The organism is Acinetobacter sp. 8I-beige (assembly GCF_902505955.1).
Lineage (GTDB): Bacteria > Pseudomonadota > Gammaproteobacteria > Pseudomonadales > Moraxellaceae > Acinetobacter > Acinetobacter johnsonii.
Genome location: NZ_LR732790.1, coordinates 1,683,542 through 1,709,179, shown reverse-complemented (window position 1 = coordinate 1,709,179; position 25,638 = coordinate 1,683,542). Strand labels below are relative to the sequence as shown.

The 25,638-nt window shown below is 41.4% G+C and carries 23 protein-coding genes; 12 read left to right on the top strand and 11 right to left on the bottom strand.

The window, feature by feature from the left end; genetic code table 11:
- Positions 1-18 precede the first annotated feature (18 nt).
- From GVX98_RS08170 to GVX98_RS08160, 3 genes are read right to left on the bottom strand one after another with little or no spacing between them, the layout of a single operon-like run.
- Positions 19-357: a DUF3325 domain-containing protein gene (locus GVX98_RS08170; protein ID WP_125273047.1), complete on the bottom strand. Its 339-nt coding sequence runs from the start codon at positions 355-357 to the stop codon at positions 19-21.
- Positions 354-2,081 (bottom strand): PepSY domain-containing protein, encoded by a 1,728-nt coding sequence (locus GVX98_RS08165; protein ID WP_159127771.1) that lies wholly within the window; start codon positions 2,079-2,081, stop codon positions 354-356. The genes GVX98_RS08170 and GVX98_RS08165 overlap by 4 nt, the downstream gene beginning before the upstream one ends.
- A gap of 7 nt (positions 2,082-2,088) precedes the next feature.
- Positions 2,089-2,439, bottom strand: coding sequence for a hypothetical protein (locus GVX98_RS08160; protein WP_159127770.1), 351 nt, complete (start codon positions 2,437-2,439; stop codon positions 2,089-2,091).
- 273 nt (positions 2,440-2,712) lie between these two features.
- On the opposite strand from GVX98_RS08160, the gene GVX98_RS08155 reads away from it, so the two are divergent.
- Positions 2,713-2,973: a hypothetical protein gene (locus GVX98_RS08155; RefSeq protein ID WP_078425966.1), complete on the top strand. Its 261-nt coding sequence runs from the start codon at positions 2,713-2,715 to the stop codon at positions 2,971-2,973.
- Between the two features lie 97 nt (positions 2,974-3,070).
- On the opposite strand, the gene GVX98_RS08150 is transcribed toward GVX98_RS08155, so the two are convergent.
- Together GVX98_RS08150 and lipA are read right to left on the bottom strand one after the other, a co-directional pair.
- A complete protein-coding gene (locus GVX98_RS08150; RefSeq protein WP_159127769.1) occupies positions 3,071-5,545 on the bottom strand; it encodes an acyl-CoA dehydrogenase in 2,475 nt (824 codons plus the stop codon).
- Between the two features lie 291 nt (positions 5,546-5,836).
- Positions 5,837-6,850 carry a lipoyl synthase gene (gene lipA / locus GVX98_RS08145; RefSeq protein WP_004693928.1) on the bottom strand — a complete coding sequence of 338 codons (1,014 nt, stop codon included), beginning with the start codon at positions 6,848-6,850 and terminating at the stop codon, positions 5,837-5,839.
- Between the two features lie 208 nt (positions 6,851-7,058).
- On the opposite strand from lipA, the gene sthA reads away from it, so the two are divergent.
- A complete protein-coding gene (gene sthA, locus GVX98_RS08140; RefSeq protein WP_004693926.1) occupies positions 7,059-8,474 on the top strand; it encodes a Si-specific NAD(P)(+) transhydrogenase in 1,416 nt (471 codons plus the stop codon).
- Positions 8,475-8,785: 311 nt separating this feature from the next.
- Here the strand turns inward: sthA and GVX98_RS16765 are convergent, their stop codons facing one another.
- Both GVX98_RS16765 and GVX98_RS08135 read right to left on the bottom strand, forming a co-directional pair.
- A complete protein-coding gene (locus GVX98_RS16765; protein ID WP_004693924.1) occupies positions 8,786-8,926 on the bottom strand; it encodes a hypothetical protein in 141 nt (46 codons plus the stop codon).
- Between the two features lie 429 nt (positions 8,927-9,355).
- Positions 9,356-10,288, bottom strand: coding sequence for a hypothetical protein (locus tag GVX98_RS08135; RefSeq protein WP_159127768.1), 933 nt, complete (start codon positions 10,286-10,288; stop codon positions 9,356-9,358).
- 265 nt (positions 10,289-10,553) lie between these two features.
- On the opposite strand from GVX98_RS08135, the gene GVX98_RS08130 reads away from it, so the two are divergent.
- Both GVX98_RS08130 and GVX98_RS08125 read left to right on the top strand, forming a co-directional pair.
- Positions 10,554-11,024 (top strand): YaiI/YqxD family protein, encoded by a 471-nt coding sequence (locus tag GVX98_RS08130; protein ID WP_004693920.1) that lies wholly within the window; start codon positions 10,554-10,556, stop codon positions 11,022-11,024.
- Positions 11,025-11,037: 13 nt separating this feature from the next.
- A complete protein-coding gene (locus GVX98_RS08125) occupies positions 11,038-11,949 on the top strand; it encodes a DMT family transporter (RefSeq protein WP_159127767.1) in 912 nt (303 codons plus the stop codon).
- A gap of 15 nt (positions 11,950-11,964) precedes the next feature.
- Here GVX98_RS08125 and GVX98_RS08120 read toward each other — a convergent pair whose 3' ends face one another.
- The gene (locus tag GVX98_RS08120) at positions 11,965-12,534 is read right to left on the bottom strand and encodes a PilZ domain-containing protein (protein WP_004693916.1); all 570 of its coding nucleotides are present in this window, start codon (positions 12,532-12,534) and stop codon (positions 11,965-11,967) included.
- Between the two features lie 24 nt (positions 12,535-12,558).
- On the opposite strand from GVX98_RS08120, the gene GVX98_RS08115 reads away from it, so the two are divergent.
- The 3 genes from GVX98_RS08115 (at position 12,559) to GVX98_RS08105 (ending at position 17,043) form a co-directional block, all read left to right on the top strand.
- Complete coding sequence (locus tag GVX98_RS08115) at positions 12,559-13,794, top strand: lipoprotein-releasing ABC transporter permease subunit (RefSeq protein WP_004693914.1); 1,236 nt, start codon at positions 12,559-12,561, stop codon at positions 13,792-13,794.
- Entirely contained in the window at positions 13,787-14,470 is a 684-nt protein-coding gene (gene lolD / locus GVX98_RS08110) for a lipoprotein-releasing ABC transporter ATP-binding protein LolD (RefSeq protein ID WP_004693913.1), read from the top strand. The genes GVX98_RS08115 and lolD overlap by 8 nt, the downstream gene beginning before the upstream one ends.
- A gap of 101 nt (positions 14,471-14,571) precedes the next feature.
- Positions 14,572-17,043 carry a DNA internalization-related competence protein ComEC/Rec2 gene (locus GVX98_RS08105; protein ID WP_159127766.1) on the top strand — a complete coding sequence of 824 codons (2,472 nt, stop codon included), beginning with the start codon at positions 14,572-14,574 and terminating at the stop codon, positions 17,041-17,043.
- On the opposite strand, the gene GVX98_RS08100 is transcribed toward GVX98_RS08105, so the two are convergent.
- Positions 16,943-17,932, bottom strand: coding sequence for a lysophospholipid acyltransferase family protein (locus GVX98_RS08100; protein WP_159127765.1), 990 nt, complete (start codon positions 17,930-17,932; stop codon positions 16,943-16,945). The two genes, GVX98_RS08105 and GVX98_RS08100, sit on opposite strands and share 101 nt — an antisense overlap.
- Positions 17,933-18,059: 127 nt before the next feature.
- Between GVX98_RS08100 and sppA the strand changes: the two genes are divergently transcribed.
- Entirely contained in the window at positions 18,060-19,079 is a 1,020-nt protein-coding gene (gene sppA, locus GVX98_RS08095; protein ID WP_159127764.1) for a signal peptide peptidase SppA, read from the top strand.
- Positions 19,076-19,876 (top strand): alpha/beta fold hydrolase, encoded by an 801-nt coding sequence (locus GVX98_RS08090; RefSeq protein WP_159127763.1) that lies wholly within the window; start codon positions 19,076-19,078, stop codon positions 19,874-19,876. The genes sppA and GVX98_RS08090 overlap by 4 nt, the downstream gene beginning before the upstream one ends.
- Positions 19,877-19,929: 53 nt before the next feature.
- Here GVX98_RS08090 and purN read toward each other — a convergent pair whose 3' ends face one another.
- Complete coding sequence (gene purN, locus GVX98_RS08085; RefSeq protein WP_078388910.1) at positions 19,930-20,559, bottom strand: phosphoribosylglycinamide formyltransferase; 630 nt, start codon at positions 20,557-20,559, stop codon at positions 19,930-19,932.
- A 5-nt stretch (positions 20,560-20,564) separates the two neighbouring features.
- On the bottom strand, positions 20,565-21,635 hold the full coding sequence (purM, locus tag GVX98_RS08080; protein ID WP_004980634.1) for a phosphoribosylformylglycinamidine cyclo-ligase: 1,071 nt from the start codon (positions 21,633-21,635) through the stop codon (positions 20,565-20,567).
- 132 nt (positions 21,636-21,767) lie between these two features.
- Between purM and cxpE the strand changes: the two genes are divergently transcribed.
- The 3 genes from cxpE (at position 21,768) to rbtA (ending at position 25,636) form a co-directional block, all read left to right on the top strand.
- On the top strand, positions 21,768-22,988 hold the full coding sequence (cxpE, locus tag GVX98_RS08075; protein ID WP_004980631.1) for a chloramphenicol efflux transporter CxpE: 1,221 nt from the start codon (positions 21,768-21,770) through the stop codon (positions 22,986-22,988).
- A 15-nt stretch (positions 22,989-23,003) separates the two neighbouring features.
- Positions 23,004-23,708 carry a DnaA regulatory inactivator Hda gene (gene hda / locus GVX98_RS08070; protein ID WP_004980630.1) on the top strand — a complete coding sequence of 235 codons (705 nt, stop codon included), beginning with the start codon at positions 23,004-23,006 and terminating at the stop codon, positions 23,706-23,708.
- Positions 23,709-23,830: 122 nt separating this feature from the next.
- A complete protein-coding gene (gene rbtA, locus GVX98_RS08065) occupies positions 23,831-25,636 on the top strand; it encodes a rhombotarget A (RefSeq protein ID WP_159127762.1) in 1,806 nt (601 codons plus the stop codon).
- Positions 25,637-25,638 lie beyond the last annotated feature (2 nt).

Genomic DNA, 25,638 nt, shown 5'->3' with positions numbered 1-25,638 from the left:
GAAGATTGGCTTTTAGGTTCAGATCAGGTGCAAAGTTAGGCTGAATATAAATAAGAGTAAAACTGAAACAGCAATATTCTTAATTTTTTGTTCAAAATAACTCAAGCAAACTCCAACAAACAATGCGGCGAAAGTAATCACGCCAATCCAATAACTGATTTCGGTACTCCAATGTCCTTGCGTTAAGCAAATGAGCAAAGAAACAATTAACAGTAACCAACCCACAGTGGTTGCTAAGCGTGTTTGCTGAAGTGTCAGTTCTTTGCTAAAGATTTGCTTTTGGTGCTTAGACATACTGCTGGCAAGAGCAAAAAAACCTAAGGTCGCTAAAGTCCAAATGATCAGAAACCAAATCATGCTTCGGCCTCCTGAACAGGTGCTTTCACTTTTTTGTTCGGCAAACCTTGATGTTTTTTAACTTTGTCATAAGCGAAATAGAAAATTACTGCCATTACCCACATGGCTAAATCAACCGATGCAATCATCCATTGACCCTGTGCAATACTATTCCACAAAGCTTGACCGCCTGTCATCAAGTTGACCACTGGCAGCAGGGCGAAAGCGAGTTTTGCCAATAAAAGTAAGTCTAACCATGCTTGGCGGTGGGTACGGAAAATGGCATAAATTAGCGTGAGTAACCATACGGTAAAGAAGCTACGAATTTCCCAGTTCAGGCGCATTTCTACATCTGCAGGAATGAAACGGTTGGCATAAAAATATGCCGCGCAGGCCAAAGGCAAACCAATAATGGCCGCAATATTCAGGACTTCAACCAGTCGGAAACCAAACGATTTATAGCCTTGTTTCTGCTGTTGGGGTGCACGTTTTACACACCAAAGGATCAGACCTGTCGCCACCATGAGCGTACCTAAAATACCTGAGCAGAATAATAACCAACGCAGTGCTAAGTCGAGGCCACGCGCTTCGTGTAAGACAGTGACCACGTTATAAATGCCACTTGGAATCGATGGATTTTTGATTCGTATATTTTTATCCGTTTCGTTTTTACCCGTGACACCGTTATAGTTGAGGGTTGCATACATATTACGATGCGCGACGCTTTCGGCACGCAAGGCACGAAACTCAATTTTGGCTTGGTCTGTATTGGGTGAAATAATGTTTATTGAAGAAATTGGATTGTCTTCCCACTGTTGTTGTACCGCTGCCATAATTGGCGCTAAGTCTGTCAGTGGTGCAGGGCGGAGTTCGGGTTGTGGACGTTCCTCACCATGACCTTCTGTATGTTCACCGCGTTGCTGTCCGCGTTCTCCACGATCCGTTCTTTCACCCTCGTGTTGACCTCGACCTTCGCGCTGCACATCTTCAGCTTTTTGGGGCTGCTCAATCATGCTGGCCTGTTGGTCACGTAAAAACTGTTGTCGATTTTCATAAGCTTGGTTAATTCCCCAAGGCATGAACATAAACATGAGCAGTAGTAAGCCACTAAAGGTAATCATTAGATGAAAAGGCAGTGCAAAAACAGCGGTTGCATTGTGTGCATCCAGCCATGAGCGCTGACCTTTGCCTGAGCGAAAGGTAAAGAAATCTTTAAAGATTTTTTTATGGGTAATGATGCCGCTGAAAATTGCGACCAACATGAACATGGTGGCAATCCCGACTAACCAACGCGTCCACAGGCGGGGTAAACCGTACAACTCAAAATGGAAACGATATAGGAATCCACCACCACGCGTATCCCGTGGTTCAATCACTTCACCAGTCGCACTGTCTAAGGTGATGCGTGTTCCACCACGACGTGCTTTCGGGTCTTCACCAACGGCACGAATAGTCACTTCAGTTGTGGTTTGGCGTGAGTTGGGTAGTTGAATATTCCAACTGCCTGCATCTGGGTGGTTTTTCTGTAAATAGTTGAGCGCGACCTGCATTTGTTGCACTTGAGACTGTGCGGGGACAGATTGATGTGTTTCTGGTTTCATCCAAGTAGAAATTTCATTTTGGAAAAAACTCAGGGTTCCAGTCACAAAAATTGCATACAGCAGCCACCCTAAAATGAGACTGGCCCATGTATGCAACCACGACATGGATTGGCGCGGTCCTTCCGCTTTTTGATCAACACGCATTGAAAAACTATCCTAAAAATTTGAGTAGGGCATACAGTGCAATACATGGCACAGCAATGCCGAGCGTTGCTTTTAAGGTTTTTTGAACCATAAAGACCCAAATAAAGGCAGCACAGTTAAGACAAAATGCAATGAGTGTGGCGCTCATGGCCGCATTCACAGGATTTGCAATAAAGACTTTAGCAATGGTTAATGCAGAGAGTGCAGCAAGGAGATAACCTCCAAGCAAGGCAAGTGCAAATCGATACAACACCATCAGACGGTAGCCAAGTGGTGTGTCGACTTTCTTCTTTTTGGCAGGCTTCGGACGGACTTTTTCCGAATGAACCAAGGCATCAATTTGAGTGGTGCTATTCATGGAAGAGAGTTGGTGTATTAGTAAACAATATTGCAAATGATAACAATTATTATTTAAATAAAATAGATGGTAACTTTATTTATTTTTTCTGTAACGGTAAGTGAGTTTGGTGAACAGAAAAATTTGGATTGTAGTGGATGATTTTTTAAATAGATTTGATTCTTATTGTTATTTCTCTAAGGAATGGCTACACAGTGTTACCAAATCACGTTATACGCTGTTTTGATCTGCGTTAGTTTCATAGTCAATACTTGGGCAAATTTGGAGGAAAAGATGGCTGCTTTTATTAATGCCGAACAGGCAAAAATTATGTCCAACCAAGCGTATTTAGATATTGAAATCTATAAATTACGTTTAGCATCACTAATTGAGGAGAGTGCGAAACAGGGAAATACTGCAGTATTTACCGTATTGCCAAAACATTTACCCCTAGAAGATATTCGTCATTTTTCAGCAGAACTTACCAAATTAGGTTATCAAGTCCGTTTGGAAGTGGAAGAGTTCTACTATCGTTTAAACGTGTATTGGATTTAAAACTTCGCTTTGATGTCTTGGGTTATATTGTGTGGATAAAATAAAAGCCCGTAAACGGACTTTTATCTTTTAGGAGTTTCGAAAACCGATGAGAGGGTTATGGTTGAATATCGGAACCCATTGTATGGTAAGGATTCTTTAAATCTAGTGTCTGTTCAAGCTCATGATCGAAAATGTCGGTGAGCATACTATCGAAGCGTTGAGCATTGTAATGAATCAACTGATCTGCTTCTTCAGGACTGATGAATCCTGTTTCAAGTGCATGTTGAATATGTGATTCAAAATCTAAGCCTTTAAATTGTCCTTTAGACTCCGCTTTTTTAAACTTCGTCCACAGTGGATCAATCTTTAATGCTGCTTGGAAGGCATTTTCCATACGCCCAAAGACGTCATTGGGATCGGTATTATAAAAAACATGCTGCTTCAGTTGTTCACGGAAAGAATTATTTTCCATAATAGCAAGTCCTAATTGCGTTTTTAGCTGATCACTTGGTTGCTGGGCAACACGACCAAAAGGGAAACAGATGAACTTGACCACACAAGCTGCGGCTCGCATAGGAAAGTTTGCGAATAGTCCATCAAATGCATCTTGAATTTGGACAAATGCTTTTTCTAAAGCCAGTTGAGCATGCTGTTGTTCCACCTCACTACGTTGTCCTTTTTCATAAAACTTCAAAATAGCGGTCGCGATAAATAGATGGGCATGAATGTCAGCCAAACGCCCTGAAAGCATTTCTTTGCGTTTAATATCGCCTGCAAGTAAGCCTAAACACAGGTCTGCGGTTAAGGCGAAGTTTGCACTGAAACGGTTAATGGTTTTGTAAAAAGGACGTGAGAAAGAATCTGTCTGTGCGGAAGCATTTGAAGGGCCACCGAATAAGCCATAACTGAATGAACGTGCTGCGCGGTTAAAGGTATAAGCCAAATGTTTAAAAAGTAGTGTGTCGAAAGGCACTAAAGCTGCTTTTGTATCTTCTGCTTGAAGGAGTTGTAGCTCTTCATATAAATAAGGATGACAGCGCATTGAGCCTTGACCAAAGATCATTAAAGAACGGCTTAAAATATTGGCCCCTTCAACGGTAATTGAAATGGGGATGGCCTGATAATTCAGTGCTAAAAAATTGCGTGGCCCCATTTGTACCGCCCGACCACCAACGACATCCATCCCATGATTGACAATTTTACGCATGGTTTCGGTGGCATAGTATTTGGCCATAGCTGTCATCACAGCAGGTTTTCCACCTTCATTTAAACCACAAGTCACCATATAGCGAAAAGCTTCTAACATATACGCACCGCTGGCAATATCACTGGTGGCTTCTTGCACGCCTTCAAAATGTCCCACAGAAATTTTAAATTGTTGGCGAACTTTGGCAAAAGCACCGACGCTTAAATAGGCCATTTCAGCTGAAGCAGTGGAGAGGGCTGGCAAAGAAATCCCACGACCGACGGCTAAGCATTCCATCAGCATGCGCCAACCTTTACCTGCATTTTCCACCCCACCAATAATCCAATCGAGTGGAATAAAAATATCTTGTCCATCGACCGTGCCATTCATAAAGGGTGAACCAGGATTATGTCGTGCACCGACTTGGACACCGTCATGACTAGCAGGTAATAAGGCGCAGGTAATGCCATATTCAGTTTTGCTTGCATCACCTAATAGTCCATCAGGGTCATACAGTTTAAAAGCGAGACCAATCACAGTCGCAATAGGTGCCAGTGTAATCCAGCGTTTTGAAAAATTCATACGTAAACCGAGTACTTCTTGGCCTTCAAACTGTCCATAACAGACTACACCTGTATCAGGTATTGCACCCGCGTCTGAACCAGCCTCAGGACTGGTTAAGCCAAAGCAGGGGATTTCTTCACCCTTAGCGAGTCCTGGTAAGTAGCGTTGTTTTTGTTCCTCAGTTCCATAATGTAACAGCAATTCACCTGGGCCTAGAGAGTTGGGCACCATACAACTGACGGCAGTGGTCAGTGATCGTGAAGAAATTTTGCTCATGATGCGGCTTTGGGCAAAGGAGCTAAAGGCACGACCGCCGTATTCTTTGGGAATAATTAAACCTAAAAAGCCTTGTTCTTTGATGTATTGCCATGCCTCAACAGGAAGATCTTTTAAGTGGTGATGAATTTCCCATTCATTGAGTAAACCACAAAGGTGTTCAACTTCATGATCTAAGAAGGATTGCTCTTCAGCAGACAGAGTTGGGTAGACATAACCATCAAATTTTTTCCAGTCAGGCGCGCCCATAAATAATTCTTTTTCCCACCAACTGGTGCCTGCATCCAATGCTTCACGCTCGGTACTGCTCATACTCGGCATGGCTTTGGCTAAAGCTTTATAGGCAGGTTGAGTGATTAAAGACTTTCGCAATGGATCAATAACCACAATCAGGCTGAGAATAATTAAGGGCAGACCTAGAAGTAATGACCACGGACTGATAAAAATAGCAGCGAAGAGGGATGCAAAAATAATGATTGCAGTTGCCATTAAGCGACTGAGTTCAAAATAAAAAATAGCCCAGAGGATACAGATTAAAAACAGAATGGCGAAAATGAAACCCATTGAAACCTCCCGTTGTTTACACCGTGAGGTCAGTCATACGTTTTATAGAATTCCACGGAAAATAAGGCAAAACGTAGACTAAAAAGGTGTAATAAAATGAATTTGATGTGATGTGTAGCATCACGATTATTTTAGACTTTGAATTAGATTAGGGCGTTTATTGAACAATGACTGTGTTAGAAATGTATGAATACGTAATTGAAAAATATAAAGAACGAAGATCGTAATAAAAAAAGCCCTCATATGAGGGCTTTTAATTTTTGCGTTTTGACTATTTAACACCGCAGCAAATTAAGCTTCAATCGTTTGGACCGCAATCTTTTTCGCAGGATCTGCTTTGCGACGTACTGCTGGTACAGGTTCGCCATAGTATTGACGGTCAGCGAAGTAGCTTGAACGAACCATCGGCGCTGCCCAAATATTTCTAAAACCCAGCTTTTGACCATGTGCAGTGTAGCGTTCAAACTCTTCTGGTGTAACGAAGCGGTCAATCGGTGCATGCTCTTTTGAAGGTTGTAAATACTGACCAATCGTTACATAGTCAACGCCGTGTGCATGTAAGTCATCTAAAAGTGAAATGACTTCTTCTTCAGTTTCACCAATACCGACCATCAAACCACATTTGGTTGGAACATCAGGGCAATATTCTTTAAACATTTTCAGCAAATTTAAAGAGTGTTGGTAGTCTGAACCTGGACGCATCGCTTTGTATAAACGCGGCACAGTTTCAATGTTATGGTTAAACACATCAGGTGGACACTCAGTCATAATGCGAAGCGCAATGTCCATACGACCACGGAAGTCAGGTACCAAAATCTCAAGTAAAGTATTCGGGCTTAATGCACGTGCTTCTTTAATACAGTCAACAAAGTGCTGTGCGCCACCGTCAAGTAAGTCATCACGGTCTACAGAAGTGATCACGGCATATTTTAAACCTAAGTTTGAAATCGTTTCAGCCATGTGACGTGGTTCGTCTGCGTCAAGTGCATTTGGACGGCCATGTGCCACGTCGCAGAAAGGACAACGACGTGTACAAATGTCACCCATAATCATAAAGGTTGCAGTACCGCCACCAAAACATTCGGGGAGGTTTGGACATGCAGCTTCTTCACAAACGGTATGTAGTTTTTGTTCACGTAGGGTTGATTTAATGCGTTGCACTTCTTCGGGTGCTGCCATTTTCACGCGAATCCAATCCGGCTTGCGTGGCGTTTCAACCGTAGGAATAACTTTTACAGGTATACGCGCGACCTTTTCTGCGCCACGAAGTTTGATACCCTGCTCAGGTTTACGGTTTTCAGACATATTCAACTATTCCACTGTTTTTGACGGGGGAGATGCTAAAAATAGCAGTATTAGTATAGCGGAAATGCGAATTGATAGGGCGGAAATACTATTCATTTACTAAATGTGGTTATCACTTAATATATGTAAGCTAAATACAGCAAATTGCCTGCAATTACGTCATAATATGCCCAAGATAAGTAATAAGTTTTTGAAGAAGGAGCGTTGAATGCCACGTAAAAAAGAGGTCGTTGGTGGAACTTTCGTTAAGTACGATGCGGTCGTTCTAGGTTCAGGCCCTGCGGGTGAAGGCGCGGCAATGAAACTTGCCAAATCTGGAAAGCGTGTTGCGATTGTAGATGTACGTGAGCAGCTCGGTGGTAACTGTACCCACGTGGGGACCATTCCAAGTAAAGCTTTACGTCAAACGGTATCGAGTATTATCCGTTATCGCCGCGACCCAATGTTTAAAAAAATGGGCGACTGGCGTCAGTTTACAATGAAGCAAGTGCTTCAAAATGCACATAAAGTGATTCAACAACAGGTTGATACACACTCACGTTTTTATGACCGCAATAAAATTGATATTTACCATGGTCGTGCTTACGTTCAAGACCAAAATACGGTTTTAGTATTTAGCCCTGAAGGCATCAAAGAAACGATCATGTGCAAACAAATCGTGATCGCAACGGGTAGCCGTCCATACCGTCCTGCGGCGCTTGATTTTAATCATCCGCGTGTATTCGATTCGGACAAAATTTTAGACCTTGATTATTCAATCCAAAAAATCATCATTTATGGTGCGGGTGTCATTGGCTGTGAATACGCGTCTATTTTTATTGGACTAGATCATAAAGTTGACCTGATTAATACACAGCATAAATTGCTGAGCTATCTAGACGATGAAATTTCTGATGCTTTGTCTTATCACTTACGTCAACAAGGGGTCTTGATTCGCCATAATGAGCAGATTGATCATCTTGAAACCTATGATGATCACGTGGTGCTACATTTGCAAAGTGGTAAGAAAATTAAAGCAGATGCTATTTTGTGGTGTAACGGTCGCTCTGGAAATACGGATGGCTTAGGTCTAGAAAATGTGGGTATTACGCCAAACAGCCGTGGTCAAATTACAGTCAATGATCAATACCAAACCGAAGTGGAAAACATTTACGCGGCGGGTGATGTGATTGGTTGGCCTTCACTGGCTTCTGCTGCATATGACCAAGGTCGTTGCGCAGGTGCAAACATGAGCGGTGAAGTGGGTGTAGAACCTGTGGTTGATATTCCGACAGGAATTTATACCATTCCAGAAATTTCTTCAATTGGTAAAACTGAACAAGAGTTAACCGAAGAAAAAATTCCATATGAAGTGGGTCAGGCTTCTTTCCGTCATTTGGCGCGTGCGCAAATTACGGGTGACACAGTAGGTGAATTGAAAATTTTATTCCACCGTGAAACTTTGGAAGTGCTGGGTGTTCATTGCTTCGGTAATAACGCTTCGGAAATTATTCATATTGGTCAAGCGGTGATGAATAGTCCAAACAATACCATCAATTATTTCGTAGAAACGACGTTTAACTATCCGACGATGGCTGAAGCGTATCGTGTAGCGACTTTAAATGGTATGAACCGTTTGTTCTAATTTTTATAGTATTTTCAGAGACCTGTAAGTTTAGGCTTGCAGGTTTTTTTATATCTAAAATTGCTATTTTGTAAGTGCAGGCATATCTAAATGCTTAAAACTTTTTCACGATTAGTGCGGTGGTAGGTGAGTGCGACAAGTAAGGGGGAGGGAGCAACTTTGCTTATGAGATACAAGTAATTTTGTGGGTGCCATGTTTCTTAGCTTAGAACATGGAGAGAATGACCAGTGATACGTCATAGCAGATATTTTTAGGCATAAAAAAACCAACAAAGTTGGCTTTTTTGAATTAGGCTGCTACGTGAAATCAGTTACAGGATGAACTGATGTAAGAAGTAGGCAGAAATCATCATGCCTAACACAAAAAACATGCACGAATAAGCGTCAAGCTGATAACGCTTTTCTAATTGATGTTCAACATGCTGTATATTTTCTTCTTGCATAATTTTCATGGAAGTTTTTATTCCGATTTAATTATCGTTAAAATCCTATTGCATGTTTGTATTTTTAACATAAAAAAATGCTTAAATAAAGTACTAATTAAAAATAATCAGATCTCCACTATACATAATCACTTAAATATTCAAGTTTATGCTCTGTTAACCCAGAAGCCAGTAGCTACCAATAACTAACTATCTGAAAGTCATAGAACTCATAGAACTTAGGATTTTATTATTCATCGTTAAAATAATATAATTGAATTTAAAACTGTGGATAAATGTGCTTTTAAATGAATTTAAAATACCAAAAGATAATAAAATATGTGGATAAGTTTTATACAAATGAATTCAAATTAAAATAAATCGTACTGATATAAATAAAAAAGCCAACGCAACCTGTACATCATTCTGGCATAGGCTGAGTTGGCTTATTTTTATAAATTATTGATTTAATGCATAAATATTGGCTTGAATCCAAATGTTGCCGCGAATGTATTGTCCAATATTAAAGTTGGAGTACTCTGGATTTTTAGTGGCAATACGAATCAGTGTTGCAGGTTGGTTGTCTTCATGAATCAAGGCAACATCAAGCAGAGTGTAATCTTGTTCCATAAATTGCATGCTGGTTTTGCCCACAATATTCCCTTGGAACCATGCTTCATCTTCCTGACCGATCTTTTCGCCATACAAATAAGCGACCATTTTTGAAAAATCGACAGTCACAGGTTCTTTGTCATCATCCGAGTTTGGTTCCCATGCATCAATCTGTTCTTGTAGGTTTGCAGGAGCAATGCCATTGTTTGCTGCCAAAATATCGTTCAAGGCACGATGATGTTTAATCGATGCAGGGTCATCAACCACCAGTTGCTCGTGCTCTGCGACTGCTTCTAGTTCATATGCCCATGCATTGAGATGTGCAATATAGGTTTGGTCTTTTTGGTATTGAGCATGATTGACGCTATACAGGCTGTCATAAGCGTAGACGATGCTGTTATTGCCTAAGTTTAAACGTAAAACGGCTTGTGTGTTGGATTGACCGCGAATGATGCGTTCAACCACAGCAGACACTTTATAGGGGCTATTAAAACTTGGAAATGCAGTTTTAACAGCCTTGGGTTTATTGTCTTCAACCGCGATGACTTGAGTCAGCTGAACAGCCGCTTGACTTGGACCTTGAATGAGCCAGCAATCTGCATCCATATCTTGTTCAGTCTGGCATAAACCCATCGGCATGATTGGTGCATTTAAAGCTAAACCTAACCATTTAGGGACATCTTGTGCAGGGTTATCTGTGAGTAAATTCCAATGCTCGACGTGGCTACCAAAGTTTTGGTCATCAATGGTGATTATTTCTGGACTATTTTGATTGTTCATATGCACGATTGAATGAGGTTATATATCCCTATTAAATCGAGGGTTATTTCTATATTTCAAGTCCTATATTTTATTTTTACTGGAAAATCATCAAAAAAGACTAAAGCCTTACTTTATTTGACAGACAAAAGAACAAAGTATTTCCTTGTGATACTTAAGAAGTATGACACAAGCTTTGTATTAGGGATTTTGAGCGGTTTTATCTATTATGCTCAAGCACTGAGTTTGTTAGACTAAGGCAGTTTCTTTTGTTTATGGATGTGCAGTGCTGCCATTTAAACTCTGGGTCGATGCAGATGCATTGCCTAAAATTTTACGTGAAGTGATTTTACGTGCTTCAGATCGTTATCAGCTTGAAGTGACCTTTGTGGCCAATCAAAATGTCGGGATTACGCCTTCCGTTCGTATAAATTCAATTCAAGTGATGAGTGGAGCCGATGCCGCTGATAAAGAAATTATCGAACGCATGAAAGAGAATGATATTGTGATGACACAAGATATTCCGCTGGCGGCACAGGTGATTGAAAAGGGTGGAATCGCAATTCACCCACGTGGTGAAATCTATACTACTGCTAATGTCAAAGCTCGCCTACATTTACGTGATTTTATGGATTCATTACGTGGTGCAGGTGTAAACACGGGTGGACCACCGCCTATTTCTGAGCGTGATAAACGCGAATTTTCTAGTTCTTTAGACCAAACCATTCAAAAGCAAAAACGCAAAACCGCCATTTAGCATCGAGCTGATTATGTCTTCTAAAGCCAATCTGATGGCAACCTATGGATTATTGGTTTTTATTTGGTCCACAACGCCTTTAGCGATTGTGTGGAGTGTGACCGATTTACATATGCTGTGGGCGTTGGTATTACGTTTTTTCATCGCGTTGCCTTTGGCGATTTGTTTGTTATTGGTTTTAAAACGACGGTTCCCCACTGATAAAGTCGCTTGGCATAGTTATTTGGCTGGTTCTTTTAGCTTGATTGGCTCGCAGTTTTTTACCTATGTGGCGACCAACTATATTAGTTCAGGCATGATTGCATTGATGTTTGGCTTAGCACCGATTATGGCAGGGCTGATCGGACGTTTTTACTTTAAGACCTATTTGAGTGCGATGCAGTGGCTTGGGATGTGTATTGCACTGCTGGGACTTGCGATCATTTGCCTTGCAGGTACAGCACAGCATGTCCATCCGTTTGGGATTGGGTTGATGTTACTGAGTGTATTTTCTTATGCAGCCTCTATTTTTTGGGTGAAAAAAGTCAATGCGAATATTGAACCCGTTGCACAAGCGACAGGTTCAATTTTGGTGTCGACATTGGCGGCTATATGTATTGTGCCGTTTATTTGGCAGCATGCACCGCAGCAAATGCCCGATTTGAAAACTTGCTTGGCGCTGCTATATACGGTCGTCATGGCGTCATTGATTGCGATGTTCTGTTATTTTAAATTGGTGCAGAAAATTCAACCCACGACTTTATCGCTGACTACCGTTATGACGCCGATGATTGCTTTATTTATAGGTGCGGTACTGAATCAGGAAAAACTTTCGATGATGGTGATTTTGGGTGCAGTGATTTTACTGTCAGGTTTATTCGTTTACTTTTATAAAGATCTTCAGGCAAGTCGGAAACTTGCCCAAAAGTTAAAAAGCCAAAACTAGTCCAAGGTTCTGGCTTTAATGATCTTCGACCGTCAAAGAAATACAGTCGGCCAATTTGACACGATCTTGCGGGTGCAAGGTAATAAAGTATGCTCCCGTACGGCACTTGCCATTTTCCTCTTCATTGCTGTACACCACTTGTGCAATCGCGGCAATATGGAAGAAGTTTTCAGGGTGGCTCAAGGTTAAGTGGATATAAGTACCATCTTGAATTTGTTTTTCACTATAGAAGCTCAAGCCACTTTCTGAAAAGTTCACATGTTCAGGCGTAGGTAACATGGTTTGTACAATTGTGTCGTACAAAGACCCCGTGATCAGGTTTAATTTCTGGTTAAATAGGGATAAGATTCGAGCAATTTGTTGATCTTTTTCAGATAATTGTTCTAATTCGTAGTTTAGTGCATGATCAAATTGATCTAATTCTGCGAGTAGTAGAAAATAGCGCGGTAAAACAAAATTAGGATCGTAAGGGTCATTCAGGGCAACATCATCAGAAATGATCTGATAGTTAATTCTCAAGGCCGCATCGATTCGTGACATCACACGACGTTCTGTTTGAACGTTTTGATGCTGTAAATTTTCCATAATTATGACCTCGGACTAGATGGTATGTTTAAACCAATCTCGCTGTATATAGGGTTGAGATATACTCGCGCACGGCGTAGCAACCACTTTATTTCTTTTATTGCACTGGTTTCGATGATCGGTCTGACACTGGGTGTGGCTGTACTTATTACAGTCTTATCTGTAATGAATGGTTTCGACCGAGAGCTGAAAACACGTGTACTTGGAATGATACCTCAAGCCACTGTTTCTTCAACACAAATTTTAACAGATTGGCCTGAACTTGCAAAAAAAATTGAGACAAAGGAACACGTCACAGGCGTAGCACCGTTTACTCAATTGCAGGGGATGCTTACGGCACAAGGCCAAGTGGCTGGAATTATGGTCACGGGGATCGAACCTCAATATGAAAAAAAGGTTTCGATTATCCAAGACCACATGGTTGAAGGCGGTATTGATAACTTAAAAAAAGGTGAGTTTGGTATTGTTCTAGGCAAACAAATGACCGATGCCTTAGGTTTAGGTTTAAATGATAGTGTGACTTTGGTTTTACCTGAGGCAACACCATCTCCAGCGGGTGTGGTACCGCGTTTTAAACGTTTCAAAATTGTGGGCATTTTCAGCATTGGTGCTGAGGTCGATTCGATGATGGGCTACATTGCCTTGAATGATGCATCTACTTTGTTACGCTTACCTGATGGCGCGCAAGGCATTCGCTTGAAATTGGATGATATTTTTGCAGCACCTAAAGTGGCTGATGAAATTGTGATGGATCTGCCAAGCGGTTTTTATGCTTCGAATTGGACCTATACTCACGGCAATTTGTTTAGTGCGATCCAAATGGAAAAGGCCATGGTGAGCTTATTGCTCTTCCTGATTGTCTTGGTGGCGGCATTTAATATCGTGTCATCCTTGGTGATGGTCGTGACCGATAAAAAATCGGATATTGCCATATTACGCACCCTTGGTGCCTCACCTGCAACTATTACCCGTATTTTTATGGTTCAGGGCACGATTATTGGTGTGATTGGGACGGTATCGGGTGCGATTCTCGGCATTGTTTTCGCCTCTGGAATTAGTGGTTTTGTGGGTTGGTTAAACAATGTGATGGGACTGCATCTGTTTGATGCCTACTTTATCAATTACCTACCTTCGTATTTAAGATGGCAAGATGTATTAACCATTGTGTCCCTGTCTTTAATTTTAAGTTTCCTTGCAACAATTTATCCTGCAATGCGTGCTGCAAAAATCCAACCTGCGGAGGCATTACGTTATGAGTAAAATTGTTTTAGAAGCGCAAAATATTGAAAAGCACTTTACCGATGGTAAGTCGACTGTTGAGGTGATTAAAGGTCTCTCTCTACAAGTTAAAGCAGGTGAATTTGTCTCGATTGTGGGGTCGAGTGGTTCGGGTAAAAGTACTTTGTTGCATGTCTTGGGTGGTTTAGACCGTCCGAGTTCAGGCCAAGTGTTTTTGCAGGGCAGTCGTTTTGACAGTTTGAATGAAGCTGAGCGTGGTTATTTACGTAACCAACACTTAGGTTTTGTTTACCAGTTTCATCATCTGTTGCCTGAGTTTACGGCTTTGGAAAATGTGGCAATGCCACTGATGTTACGTCAAGGTACCAACTTTAAAGATGTACAAAAGCAAGCCGAATATTTACTCGAACGTGTCGGATTGACGCATCGTTTAACCCATAAACCAGGTGAGCTTTCAGGTGGGGAACGGCAACGTGTTGCATTAGCGCGTGCATTGGTGGCCAAGCCTGCGTTGATGATGGCAGATGAACCGACAGGCAACCTAGATCGTAAAACAGCAAGTAAAATTTTTGAGCTGCTGATGGATTTACGTCAGGAGTTCAATATGGCGATGTTGATCGTGACACATGATGAACAACTGGCTCAGTCCGCCGATTCTATTTTGCATATGCAAGATGGTCTTTGGGTCAATGATTAGGCTGAGTGCCGATAAAAATATGAGATAAAGCCACTATCTATTGAAGCCCACCTCGGTGGGCTTTATTATGGCACCAATAAAAAAAATAACTGAATAAAAGAATGAAGCTTTTATATGCTGCTGCTTGGATTGTAGGAATTGCATTGATGGGACAAAACGTCCCCATTCTAAATCACCTTTTTTATCCAACGCTGATTTTGGTCATCGTACTTTTGCCTTTACAGCTTTTTCTCTTTAAGCACAAACACACCTTTATTTTGCAGTTTATATGTGGACTGATTTATTCCATGTTGTTTTTAACTGCGGGATATCATTATGCACAATCGGCTTTGCAACAGCGTCTATCCTATAAAGAAACAAAAGTTGAAGATGCTGAAATTATTGTTTATATCGCAAAAATTAACCAACTGGGTGCTGAGACCATTCAGCAAGAAATACAGGTCTTGAACCGACATGTGCAACCAGTGCAGTGGTTGGGTTTTCAAAAAAGGATCTCGGATGAGCAAGCGGTCTTGGAACTTGGGAAATACTACCGACTGACAGGGGAAATACGTCCTGCACATAGTTATGCGGTGCAAGGTGTATTCGATGTTGAGCAGTGGTATCTGCAACGTAATCTTATGTCTGGTTTCAAACTCAAGCACATACACCCCTTGTCTGAGTCAGAAATTTCTGCATTAGGTTATACCAATTATTTAAGAAAACAGCAGGGTGTACTCAATAAAATTCAACTGGGTATAGAACATCAGCGATTAAACATTCGTCATTTTATTTATAGCCAGCCCTTAAGCCATAAGGGCTTAATTCTAGCGCTCCTGACCGGGGATGAAAGTTTCTTAGATAAGGAGACGACAGCCTTTTTTCAACGCTTTGGCATTAGCCATTTATTAGCGATTTCTGGGCCACATGTGCTGATCTTTGCCGTGATGTTGTGTTGGCTGTTACAAAAGGTGCTGAGTCGTTATAGGCCACAGATTTTTCTAAAAAGCCCACGACCTTATGCATTGTTACTGCCATTTTGTTGCTGCGTATTGCTGTATTGTGCCTTTGTAGGTTTTGAGATTCCTGCACTCCGTACTTTACTCAGTTGTTTCTGCTTAAGTGTGTTAATTTGGCTCAGGCAGAAAATTTCAGCTTTGACGTTACTCTTATTGAGTGCATCACTCCTTTTACTGTTTGATCCTTTTTCAATTCTATCAGCGGCCTTTTGGTTGTCCTATGGTGCGTGCTTTGTGCTTTTACGCATTTATCAAACCACTATTCGGCTCGATTTAACTCGCCCGCAGTCTTGGCAGAAAAAACTCGTTTTTAGCCTAAAACTTTTGGTTGAGTCGCAGTGGAAAATATTTATGGCTTTGATGCCTTTGGTGATTATTTTCTTCAAGCAAGTCTCATGGGTGAGCCCAATCAGTAACCTTGTCGCTATTCCACTGATCAGTTTACTGGTTGTACCACTGGAGGTTTTGGCAGCATTTACTTTTTATCTTTTTGAACCGCTGAGCAGCCTTTTGTTTCAGTTGGCAGATTGGGTGCTGGTATTTTTATTGGGCATACTCAATGTGCTGGATGCGTTACTGCCGATTCAGTTGTACCCGATTGCGCTCAATACTTGGCAAGTCATTTTACTGATTGTGCTCTTAATCATGGTTTTTATGCCCAAACCCAGTCTACCAAAATCATGGCTGGTGTTAGGTTTGATTCCTTTGTTGGGGTTCAGTAGCCAAAACCGTCCTTTTGAGTTGATCGTACTGGATGTCGGTCAGGGACAAGCGGTGTATATGCAACATGGGCAACAGCATGCCATGATTGATGTTGGCGGCTCCTATGATGAATCGAGGTTTAGCGTTGCTAAGCAGATTATTCAGCCATTTTTATCGAAGCAAGGCGTGAGCCAATTAGATCAGCTTATACTTACACATTTGGATCAAGATCATAGTGGAAGTTATGCCACATTAAAAAATGAGTTGTCGATCAATCAAGTTTACTCTAATCAGCAATTGGATGTGGCAACTACGTCAAACTTTAACTATTGCCAACAAGGTCAGATCTGGCGCTGGTCTGAACAAGTAGAAATCAAAATTTTGTCGCCGAAAGCCAATCAATTGGCACAAGTGCCATATCAGCAAAATGAGTTATCTTGTGTGGTCTATATACAGGTGAAGCATGTACAGCCTTATCAGTATTTTTTGATTATGGGGGATGCAGGCTGGCAAACCGAGTTTCAATTATTACAGGATTATCCAGACCTAAAAGTTGATGTATTGGTCCTGGGGCATCATGGCAGTCGACATAGTTCAGCCTATGCGTTTTTAAAACATTATCAACCGAAATTAGCAATTGCCTCAGCAGGCTTCCATAACCGTTATGGACATCCAAGTACAGTAACGCAAGCCCGTTTGAAAGCTTTAAACATCCCACTCTTAACAACAGTAGAGCAAGGCAGTATCGGTTTTATTGTGCAGCCTACAGGGCTTATTGAACTGACGACACAACGTCAGACTCGACAGTGGTTGCAGTCGACTGAATCTGTTGTTCCATACGCAATTGCTCTAAACGCGTCACAGCCTCATTAAAGGGAAGGTTATACAGTGCTCGAAGTTTAGGGTTGGCCTTAAAGCGCTTATAGGTCCAATGATAATGCTCAGGATAGCGATGGACCAAGTCCTCAATGGCGTGGTGAATGACCAAGGTGCCATCATTGGCTGTACCTTGATAAATACTTTCACTGATTTCTTCAATATACATATCAAAGCCATCGTCATTACGAATAGCATAGAGTAGTAAAGCCTTGGCTTTGGTTTTTTGAAGTAGTTTGGCGCTTAGGTTACTTGAAGCCAAAGGAAAACCAAAATAAGGAATCATTTCCCCACCTTGTTTTGGAGTGTGATCGGGTAGAATTACGGTTGTCCCCCCTTGTTTTAGCGCCTTAAAAATCTGGCGTACCCCTGATTCATCGGTAGGGACAAGGTGAGCACCTTCACGGCTGCGCGCCTCACGAACAAATAAGTCAGCACCAGGGTCTTTAACTGGTTTATACATAATGGTCATTTCAGTAAATTGGGCGATATAACTATTCATAATTTCCCAAGTTCCAAAATGAGGCACGATTAAGACCAAACCTTTCTGAGTGGCAAGTGCCTCATGTAGTAAATGTTCACCATGTACTTTTTGGACGCGTGCAATATTTTTTTGATTGCTTGAACCCCAAATACTAAAAAACTCAAAATAGGTGGTTAGTTCATTACGCACTGCTTGCTTCGCAATTACTTCACGTCGCTCGTCACTCAGCTCAGGCAGTGCAATTTTTAAGTTGAGTCTGAGAGCATCATTATTTTTACTGATTTTTAAAAGATTGACTAAGCCTGCTAAACCCTTAGCAAAAAAACGTGCAAATTTAATAGGTTGTTTGCTTACAAAACGCAGTAAACGATAAGTCGAGTTTTGCTCTTGTGCTTTAGTCATTCTTTAGAGTCAATGGTACATGTGGATAAAAACATAAAATATTATAGGCTAAAATAAACTGTTTCGACAGTTTTCTACAAATCAGTGTATATAATGAGGGCAATTTTATTCAAGTTTGGATTGTTATATGTCCGATTGGCCACCAAAACCAGAAAATGAAATGCCTAAACAACAGCCTGTACATGAACAACCGACAGGAAACGAATGGAAACTTTTAGAGAAAGCAGTTTTAGCTTCCGTTGAAGAACAACGTCGTGCACGTCGTTGGGGCATCTTTTTCAAATGTCTAACTTTTGCCTATCTTTTGTTTATTCTATTTGCCATGACCAAGAGCTGTTCGACTAGTGGTACGGAGGCAACCGCATCTAAACATATAGCTGTAGTTGATATTGTGGGTACCATTGCCGCTGATGAGCAAAGCGTAAACAGTGATGACACGATTAAGTCATTAAAGAAAGCTTTTGAAAATAAACAAAGCCAAGCGGTGGTGCTCAATATTAATTCACCGGGTGGTTCTCCGGTTCAGTCGGATGAAATCTGGCAAGAAATTCAATATTTGAAAAAAGCGCATAGCGATAAAAAATTGTATGCGGTGATTGGTGATACAGGTGCATCAGGTGCTTACTATATCGCATCTGCTGCTGACGAAATCTTGGTGAATCCTTCGAGTTTAGTGGGTTCAATCGGTGTGATTATGCCGAACTATGGGGTGAATGGCCTCATGCAAAAACTAGGTGTTGAAGACCGCACTATGACCTCTGGTCAAAACAAAGCTTTATTATCAATGACACAACCCGTTAACCCTGCGCAGCGCGCACATGTTCAAGGTGTGCTTGATGATGTACACGAGCATTTTATTAATGCTGTGAAACAAGGTCGTGGCAAAAAGTTAAAGTCGAACGATCCTGCACTCTTCTCAGGTCTTTTCTGGACAGGGGATCAGGCGGTCAAACTGGGTATTGCTGATCGTATTGGTAATTTACATACTTTAAAACGTGAACTAAATACCGATAAAGCGATGGATTATACGGTGGTACATAGCCCACTAGATGCTGTATTAGGCCGTTTAGGTGCATCTATGGGAGCTAGTTTTGCATCTTCACTTTCAAATCAAATGCAATCTGAACAGACCACGAAACTCCAATGAAACCTTTAATTCATTTTGCGCACGCCAATGGCGTGCCTTCTAAGGTCTATCAGAAATTATTTGATTTATTGTCAGATCAGTATGATGTGATCTATGTCCCTTTATTAGGGTCAGATAAAAACTATCCGATTGATAACCATTGGAAAAGCTTAACTCAGCAAGTGATTGACAGTATTGTTCGTCAGGCACAGGGTCGTAAAGTGATTGGTTTGGGACATTCATTAGGATCAGTGCTGACGTTTCAGGCGGCATTACAGCGTCCTGAGCTATTTCAACAAGTCATCATGATGGACCCGCCTTTGATCATGGGCAAAGCCTCGTTTGCATTACACTTTGCGAAAATGTTGAAGTTAAAAATGGTCGATACTATGTCTCCAGCAGCGCTATCTTTACGGCGTCGTGACCATTGGGAAAGCCGTGAACAAGCGGCTGAACTTTTACGTCCGAAAGGCTTTTATAAAGACTTTGATCCAGACTGTTTTCAAGCTTATATTGACTATGCTTTAACGGAAGATCGCGTCCGTGGCGGTGTTGAACTTACGATTGCAAAAATGGATGAAGTTCATATCTTCAGGACCAATCCTTCTTTATGGTGGCTACCTCAGGGTAAACCACAAGTGCCGATGCATTTGCTGATTGCTAAAAAAGGTCCTTTTGTTGGTCTAGGGTTTCCACAAATAGTGAAAAAGAAATTTGGCATTCCTTATCAAATCGTTGAGGGAAGCCATATGTTTCCTTTAGAGGGACCAGAAGAAACGGTTGCTTTGATTAAGATGCTGATTCAAGAAAATGTTTAATAGTACTTTTTAGCAACCATAAAAAAACGCCTCCTTGGAGGCGTTTTTTTATTTTAAAATTTGCAAAACTGAATCGGCTCGTGCATCAGTGTATTGCGGTAGAGAACACCTTGGTCTGTATGCTGAATCGTTTGTGTACAAATCCACTCTACCACTTGCGGGTAGATGATATGCTCAAGCGTATGGACACGTTGGGCCAAACTATTCACACCATCATGTGAACCAACTTTCAGTACACCTTGTGCCAAAGCTTGACCTGCATCAAGTTCAGCCGTCACATAGTGCACGGTACAGCCATGCAGTTGATCGCCAGTATTCAGGACGCGCTGATGAGTATGCATACCTTTGTAATGCGGTAGAAGAGAAGGGTGAATGTTGATCATTTTCCCTTCCCAAGCACTGACAAATTTCTCACTTAAAATACGCATAAAGCCAGCAAGAACGACCAAGTCCACATCCCAATCGAGCAATTGTTGATGCATGACATCATCAAAAGCTTCACGATGAGGATACTGTTTGTGTTCAATGACCGCTGTCGCAATACCTGCATTTTCAGCACGCTGTAGCGCATAGGCTTCAGGTTTGTTGGAAATCACACCAACAATTTGCCCTGACAGATTGGCATCAATCAAGGCTTGAAGGTTTGATCCACTTCCTGAAACCAAAACAGCAATTTTAATCATATGACTTAAGCGAATGTCACGCGGATTTTTTCGTCTGCGCCTTCAACTGACTCAGCATTGTCTACGATATGTCCCATAGTGAAAGCTTTTTCACCCAGGTTATTGAGTCGTTCAACTGTTTTGTCCGCATCAGCAGCATCAACAACTAAGACCATGCCTACGCCACAGTTGAATGTGCGATACATTTCGAACTGTTCAACACCACCTTCACTCTGAAGAAGTTTAAACAATTCTGGCCATTCCCAAGATGCTTCATTCACAACAGCTTGAGCACCATTCGGCAATACGCGTGGTAAGTTACCTGGTAAACCACCACCAGTAATGTGTGCCATTGCGTGTACATCAACTTCTTTTAAAAGTTGAAGAATAGGCTTCACGTAAATACGTGTTGGTTCCATTGCAACATCGGCAAGTGGACGACCATCAACGATTTGCGTCAAGTCAACGTTTTTCACGTCTAAAATTTTACGAAGTAGAGAGTAACCGTTTGAGTGAGCACCACTTGATGCAACACCAATTAAAACGTCACCCGCTTTGACTTTAGAGCCATCAATAATTTTGCTTTGCTCAACTACACCTACACAGAAACCTGCCAAGTCGTAATCTTCGCCTTCATACATGCCCGGCATTTCGGCAGTTTCACCACCAACCAATGCACAACCCGCAAGTTCACAGCCTGTACCGATACCTGTAACTACGTTTGCAGCCACATCTACATTAAGATGGCCTGTTGCATAGTAGTCAAGGAAGAATAATGGCTCAGCGCCACATACAAGAAGATCGTTTACACACATTGCAACCAAGTCTTGACCAATCGTGTCATGACGGTTCAAATTCAATGCTAAACGTAATTTTGTACCAACACCGTCTGTGCCAGATACGAGAACAGGTTCTTCATAACCTTTAGGGATTTTACAAAGTGCACCGAAGCCACCTAATCCGCCCATTACTTCAGGACGAGTAGTACGCTTCGCGACAGATTTGATACGATCGACTAACGCGTCGCCCGCTTCGATGTCGACACCTGCATCTTTGTAGCTTAAACCAGTGTTTGGGGTAGAAGTTGAGTTGCTCATAATGAAGTCTCCGCATTCGCGGGGCGATTATACCTGAATATACGAAACACATATGTTATTTCTGCGCTAAAATGTTATCTTTACTAAAATATTTTTCTCAATAACGATTAAATCTGAAAAAGGCGAGATTGCATGCAAGATCGTACACTTAAACGTATTTTTATTTTGGCAGGAATCGCGCTCATACTCTGGGTGTTGTATTTACTTAAGCCTGTTGTTTTACCTTTTATTGGTGCATTTTTAGTCGCTTATCTATTTAGCCCACTGGTCGATAAACTGCATAAAATTGGCTTACCGCGTTGGTTGTCTATTAGTGCTGTTTTTATCGGTATTGGCGTTGTCATTACATTGGCATTTTGGTATTTAGTTCCACTGGTGTGGGAACAGCTGATGTATGCGAAGAACAGCATTCCTTCAGGTATACATTGGGCGAATTATAAATTCCTGCCTTGGTTATCTGACAGTTTTAATCTGGTCCCAATGGAATTAGATGTTGATCAGATTTCAGCTGCGATTATGGAATATGTACAGACCAACTATAGTGCTGACAGTATTCAGGCTATGATTGCCAAATTGGCTCAGTCTGGACTGAACTTCATTCAGATTGGTGGTACGGTTGTACTGATCCCGATTATTGCATTCTATTTTTTATTAGATTGGGATCGAATGCTGGACAGTTTTCGTCGTCTTATTCCACGGCGATATGAAGAACAGACCTTAGTCATTGTTAAAGAATGTCATAGTGTGCTTGGTGCTTTTGTCAAAGGTCAGTTCTTGGTCATGGTACTCTTGGGCGTGGTCTATGCAATGGGCTTACAGTTAATTGGACTTGAAGTAGGTTTGATTATTGGGATGGTGGCTGGGCTGTGCAGTATCATTCCTTACTTAGGTTTTGCTGTCGGGATTATTGCCGCAGTGATTGCGAGTTTATTCCAGTTTGGTATTGATTGGATGCAATTACTCTTGGTTGGTGTAGTCTTTATGATTGGTCAGGCAGTGGAAGGCTATATCCTACAACCGTTCTTGTTGGGCGATAAAATTGGCTTGTCTCCAGTTGCTGTGGTATTTGCGGTACTGGCTGGTGCACAATTGGGCGGTATTTTAGGTATGTTAATTGCGTTGCCTGTGGCTGCTGTGATTGTGGTTTTATTAAGACATGCACGTGAGTTTTATGAAAATAGTCCAATGTATAGTACACCTACTTTTGTTGTGCAAGATTCATCTGCGGGTTCAATTGCGATTGAAACCGATCAAGTCGATGTTGATATTGAACTAAAAAATCAAGCGGTAAAAGCTCAGCAAGCATCTGAAAATTCAAGTAAGATTGATCAGATAGACCATAAAGAACTTTAGGATATACAAACCAGCATGCGTCAATTGCAACTAGATATTGAACCCCAACTCGATGCCCGAATCAGTGATTTTTCTGGGCCGGGATGGGGGCCTGTTATCGATGCGATTCGTCAGTTACATGCAGGTTTAATGAATCGTTTTTATGTGTATGGCGGTGCAGGTTCTGGAAAAAGCCATTTACTTTCAGCAATTTGTGATTCTTATTTAGATGTAGGTAAAACAGCGATTCAGGTTTCACTACTTGAGTTGCTGGATGCGCCAACAGAAGCAATCACCTCTTTAGAGCGTTTTGACCTTGTCGCTTTAGATGACATCGAAGCCATCAGCGGTGTGCCGCATTGGCAGAAAGCGGTTTTTCACCTGATCAACTACAACAATGAAGAAGGTGGCCAGTTGGTGTTCTCTTCTCGTGTTGCACCGATTGAATTAAAACTTGAACTACCCGATTTACAATCTCGCCTGACGCAGGCTGTAAGTGTGAAAGTACCAAACGGAAGTTTGTATGCCGATCGTTCTACATTGGTGATGTCGGTTTTATCGCGTCGTGGGATTCATATCGATCAACAGATTATTGATTATTTGCTCGCGCATGGGCCACATCAAACCTCGGTGTTATTGCAAAGTTTAGAACAACTGATTCAACTGTTAAAAGGTGAGAAAACCAAACTGAGTAATGCAAACCTCAGACAAATTTATGCGCTAATTGACGAATATCGGTAAATCATAATATTACTTGAGAAATTGTCCGAGCTGTGACAGAGTACGAAAAATTGTTAGATATTGCAGGGATTTTGCAATCTAAGAATAAAAAGAAAAGATAAAATAAAAGCAAGGAGATCGTTATGCTCAAGAAGAGCATAGGTGTAGCTACGCTATTGGTGGCGAGTCATGCCTATTCGGACAATATTAAGGTGACCATCACTGACGATATTGTCAAAAATGACACGGAATGTTCACTTCGCGAAGCTATCGACTATATTAATCAAGGTATGCCTGAGGCGGGTTATTATGGCTGCGGGGGCAAAGATGCGATTTCCACCGTCATGCTTGAGAAAAATAAAACCTATTTGCTAAATACCCATCTTGCAATCAAAAAAGATTTAACACTCAGAACAAGTTATGACAGTTCTGTGGGGGAAGAAACTGTTCAGGGTTTAAGTAATGCCATCTTAAAAATGAATGGTTCTGACAACTTATTAAGGGTTGATAATGCTGAGAATGCTTTAATTCGTGTGTTAGTAAAAGAGGTTACTTTACAGGGCTGTGCGAAAGACTGCGGTGTGAATCAAGGTGGTTTAATTTATAACAATGAATATTTAGGTCTTGAGTACGTCAAATTAACAGGTGGTTTTGCAGGGCAAGGGGGTGCGATTTACAATGTTGCAACCTTGCTCGAAGATGGTACAAGTCGTAGTCTAGTCGAAATTCGCTCTACTTTAGTTGAGCAAAACCAAGCGGCACAAGGTGCTATTTTGTATGGGGACGCGCCTTCTTTTCGGATTTATAATTCAGTTTTCAAAGAAAATAAAACAACAGATGCAAGCAGTGCCAATATTTACTCCGTTAATAATGCAGCGGTTAAAGAAGACACGACCTTATCCAGTTTAGCATCACGTCTGGTCAGTAGTACCTTTGTGAAAAATACAGGTTATGTCGTCAATGTTCGAGATGGCATGGCTTTGAATAACTTAACGGTGGTGGGAAACAGTAAAGGGATTTATTTCAATCCATCTACAAACTTGGCTTATCTGGCCAATAGTATCGTTTTAGGGAATGGTGAAAATACCATCACACAAAACTGTGCTGGGGATTTAAGTAAAGCAGTTCTTCAGAACAACTTAGTCACACAAAGTGACTGTGGCAGTGGTGCGAGTTATTATCCGAATGAGTTTTGGTCTGGCGCTTTGATCGCAGGCAGTGATGTGGTGGGTGAGTGTAAAACCATGTCTGCAGATGCTGACAGTTTATTGTGTCCTTATATTGTTCCCAACCAAAAATTTTTAGGCTATATCCGTCCACGCATTTTAATGAGTCAGACGCATTGGTTAGATTCCCCAATTGTGAACAAGGGTAAAGTGGTTGTAAACACAACGGATTCTTTAATTGGCTGTGAAAATTCAGATCAACGTGGTGTGAATCGAAATATGAACAATACCTTTTGTGATCGTGGTGCAATCGAGATTGAGGTCCCAACGACCATTAGCTTAATTGGTGAAGATCTGATTGCGGGGCAAGTAGCTAAACTTTCTGTTGCAGATCTGCTTGGAGATAGTGATCTACTGTCCAAAACCGAATGTGCAAGCTTGTTCAAATCGGCTAAAGCGCCAAATGGTGAAGAGTGGCAACCGGGTTGTATGCGGGTGCAGCAGACTCAAACGGTATCGAAAGGTAAAGTGGCGATTGATGAACTAGGAAATATTACTTACACGCCAAATGGAGCATGGCATGGTGCTGATATTTTTAGGTTACAGCTGGTCACAACCACGACACGTTTTGATGAGCATATTCCGTTCGTCGAAGTGAATGTACAAATTGTACAAGAACCGCAAAATCATATGGAAAGTGACAAAATTAAAACCTCTGGGGGAAGCACGGGTATTCTGAGCTTACTGGGGTTATTTGCTTTAATTTTGCTGCGTCGAAAATAAAA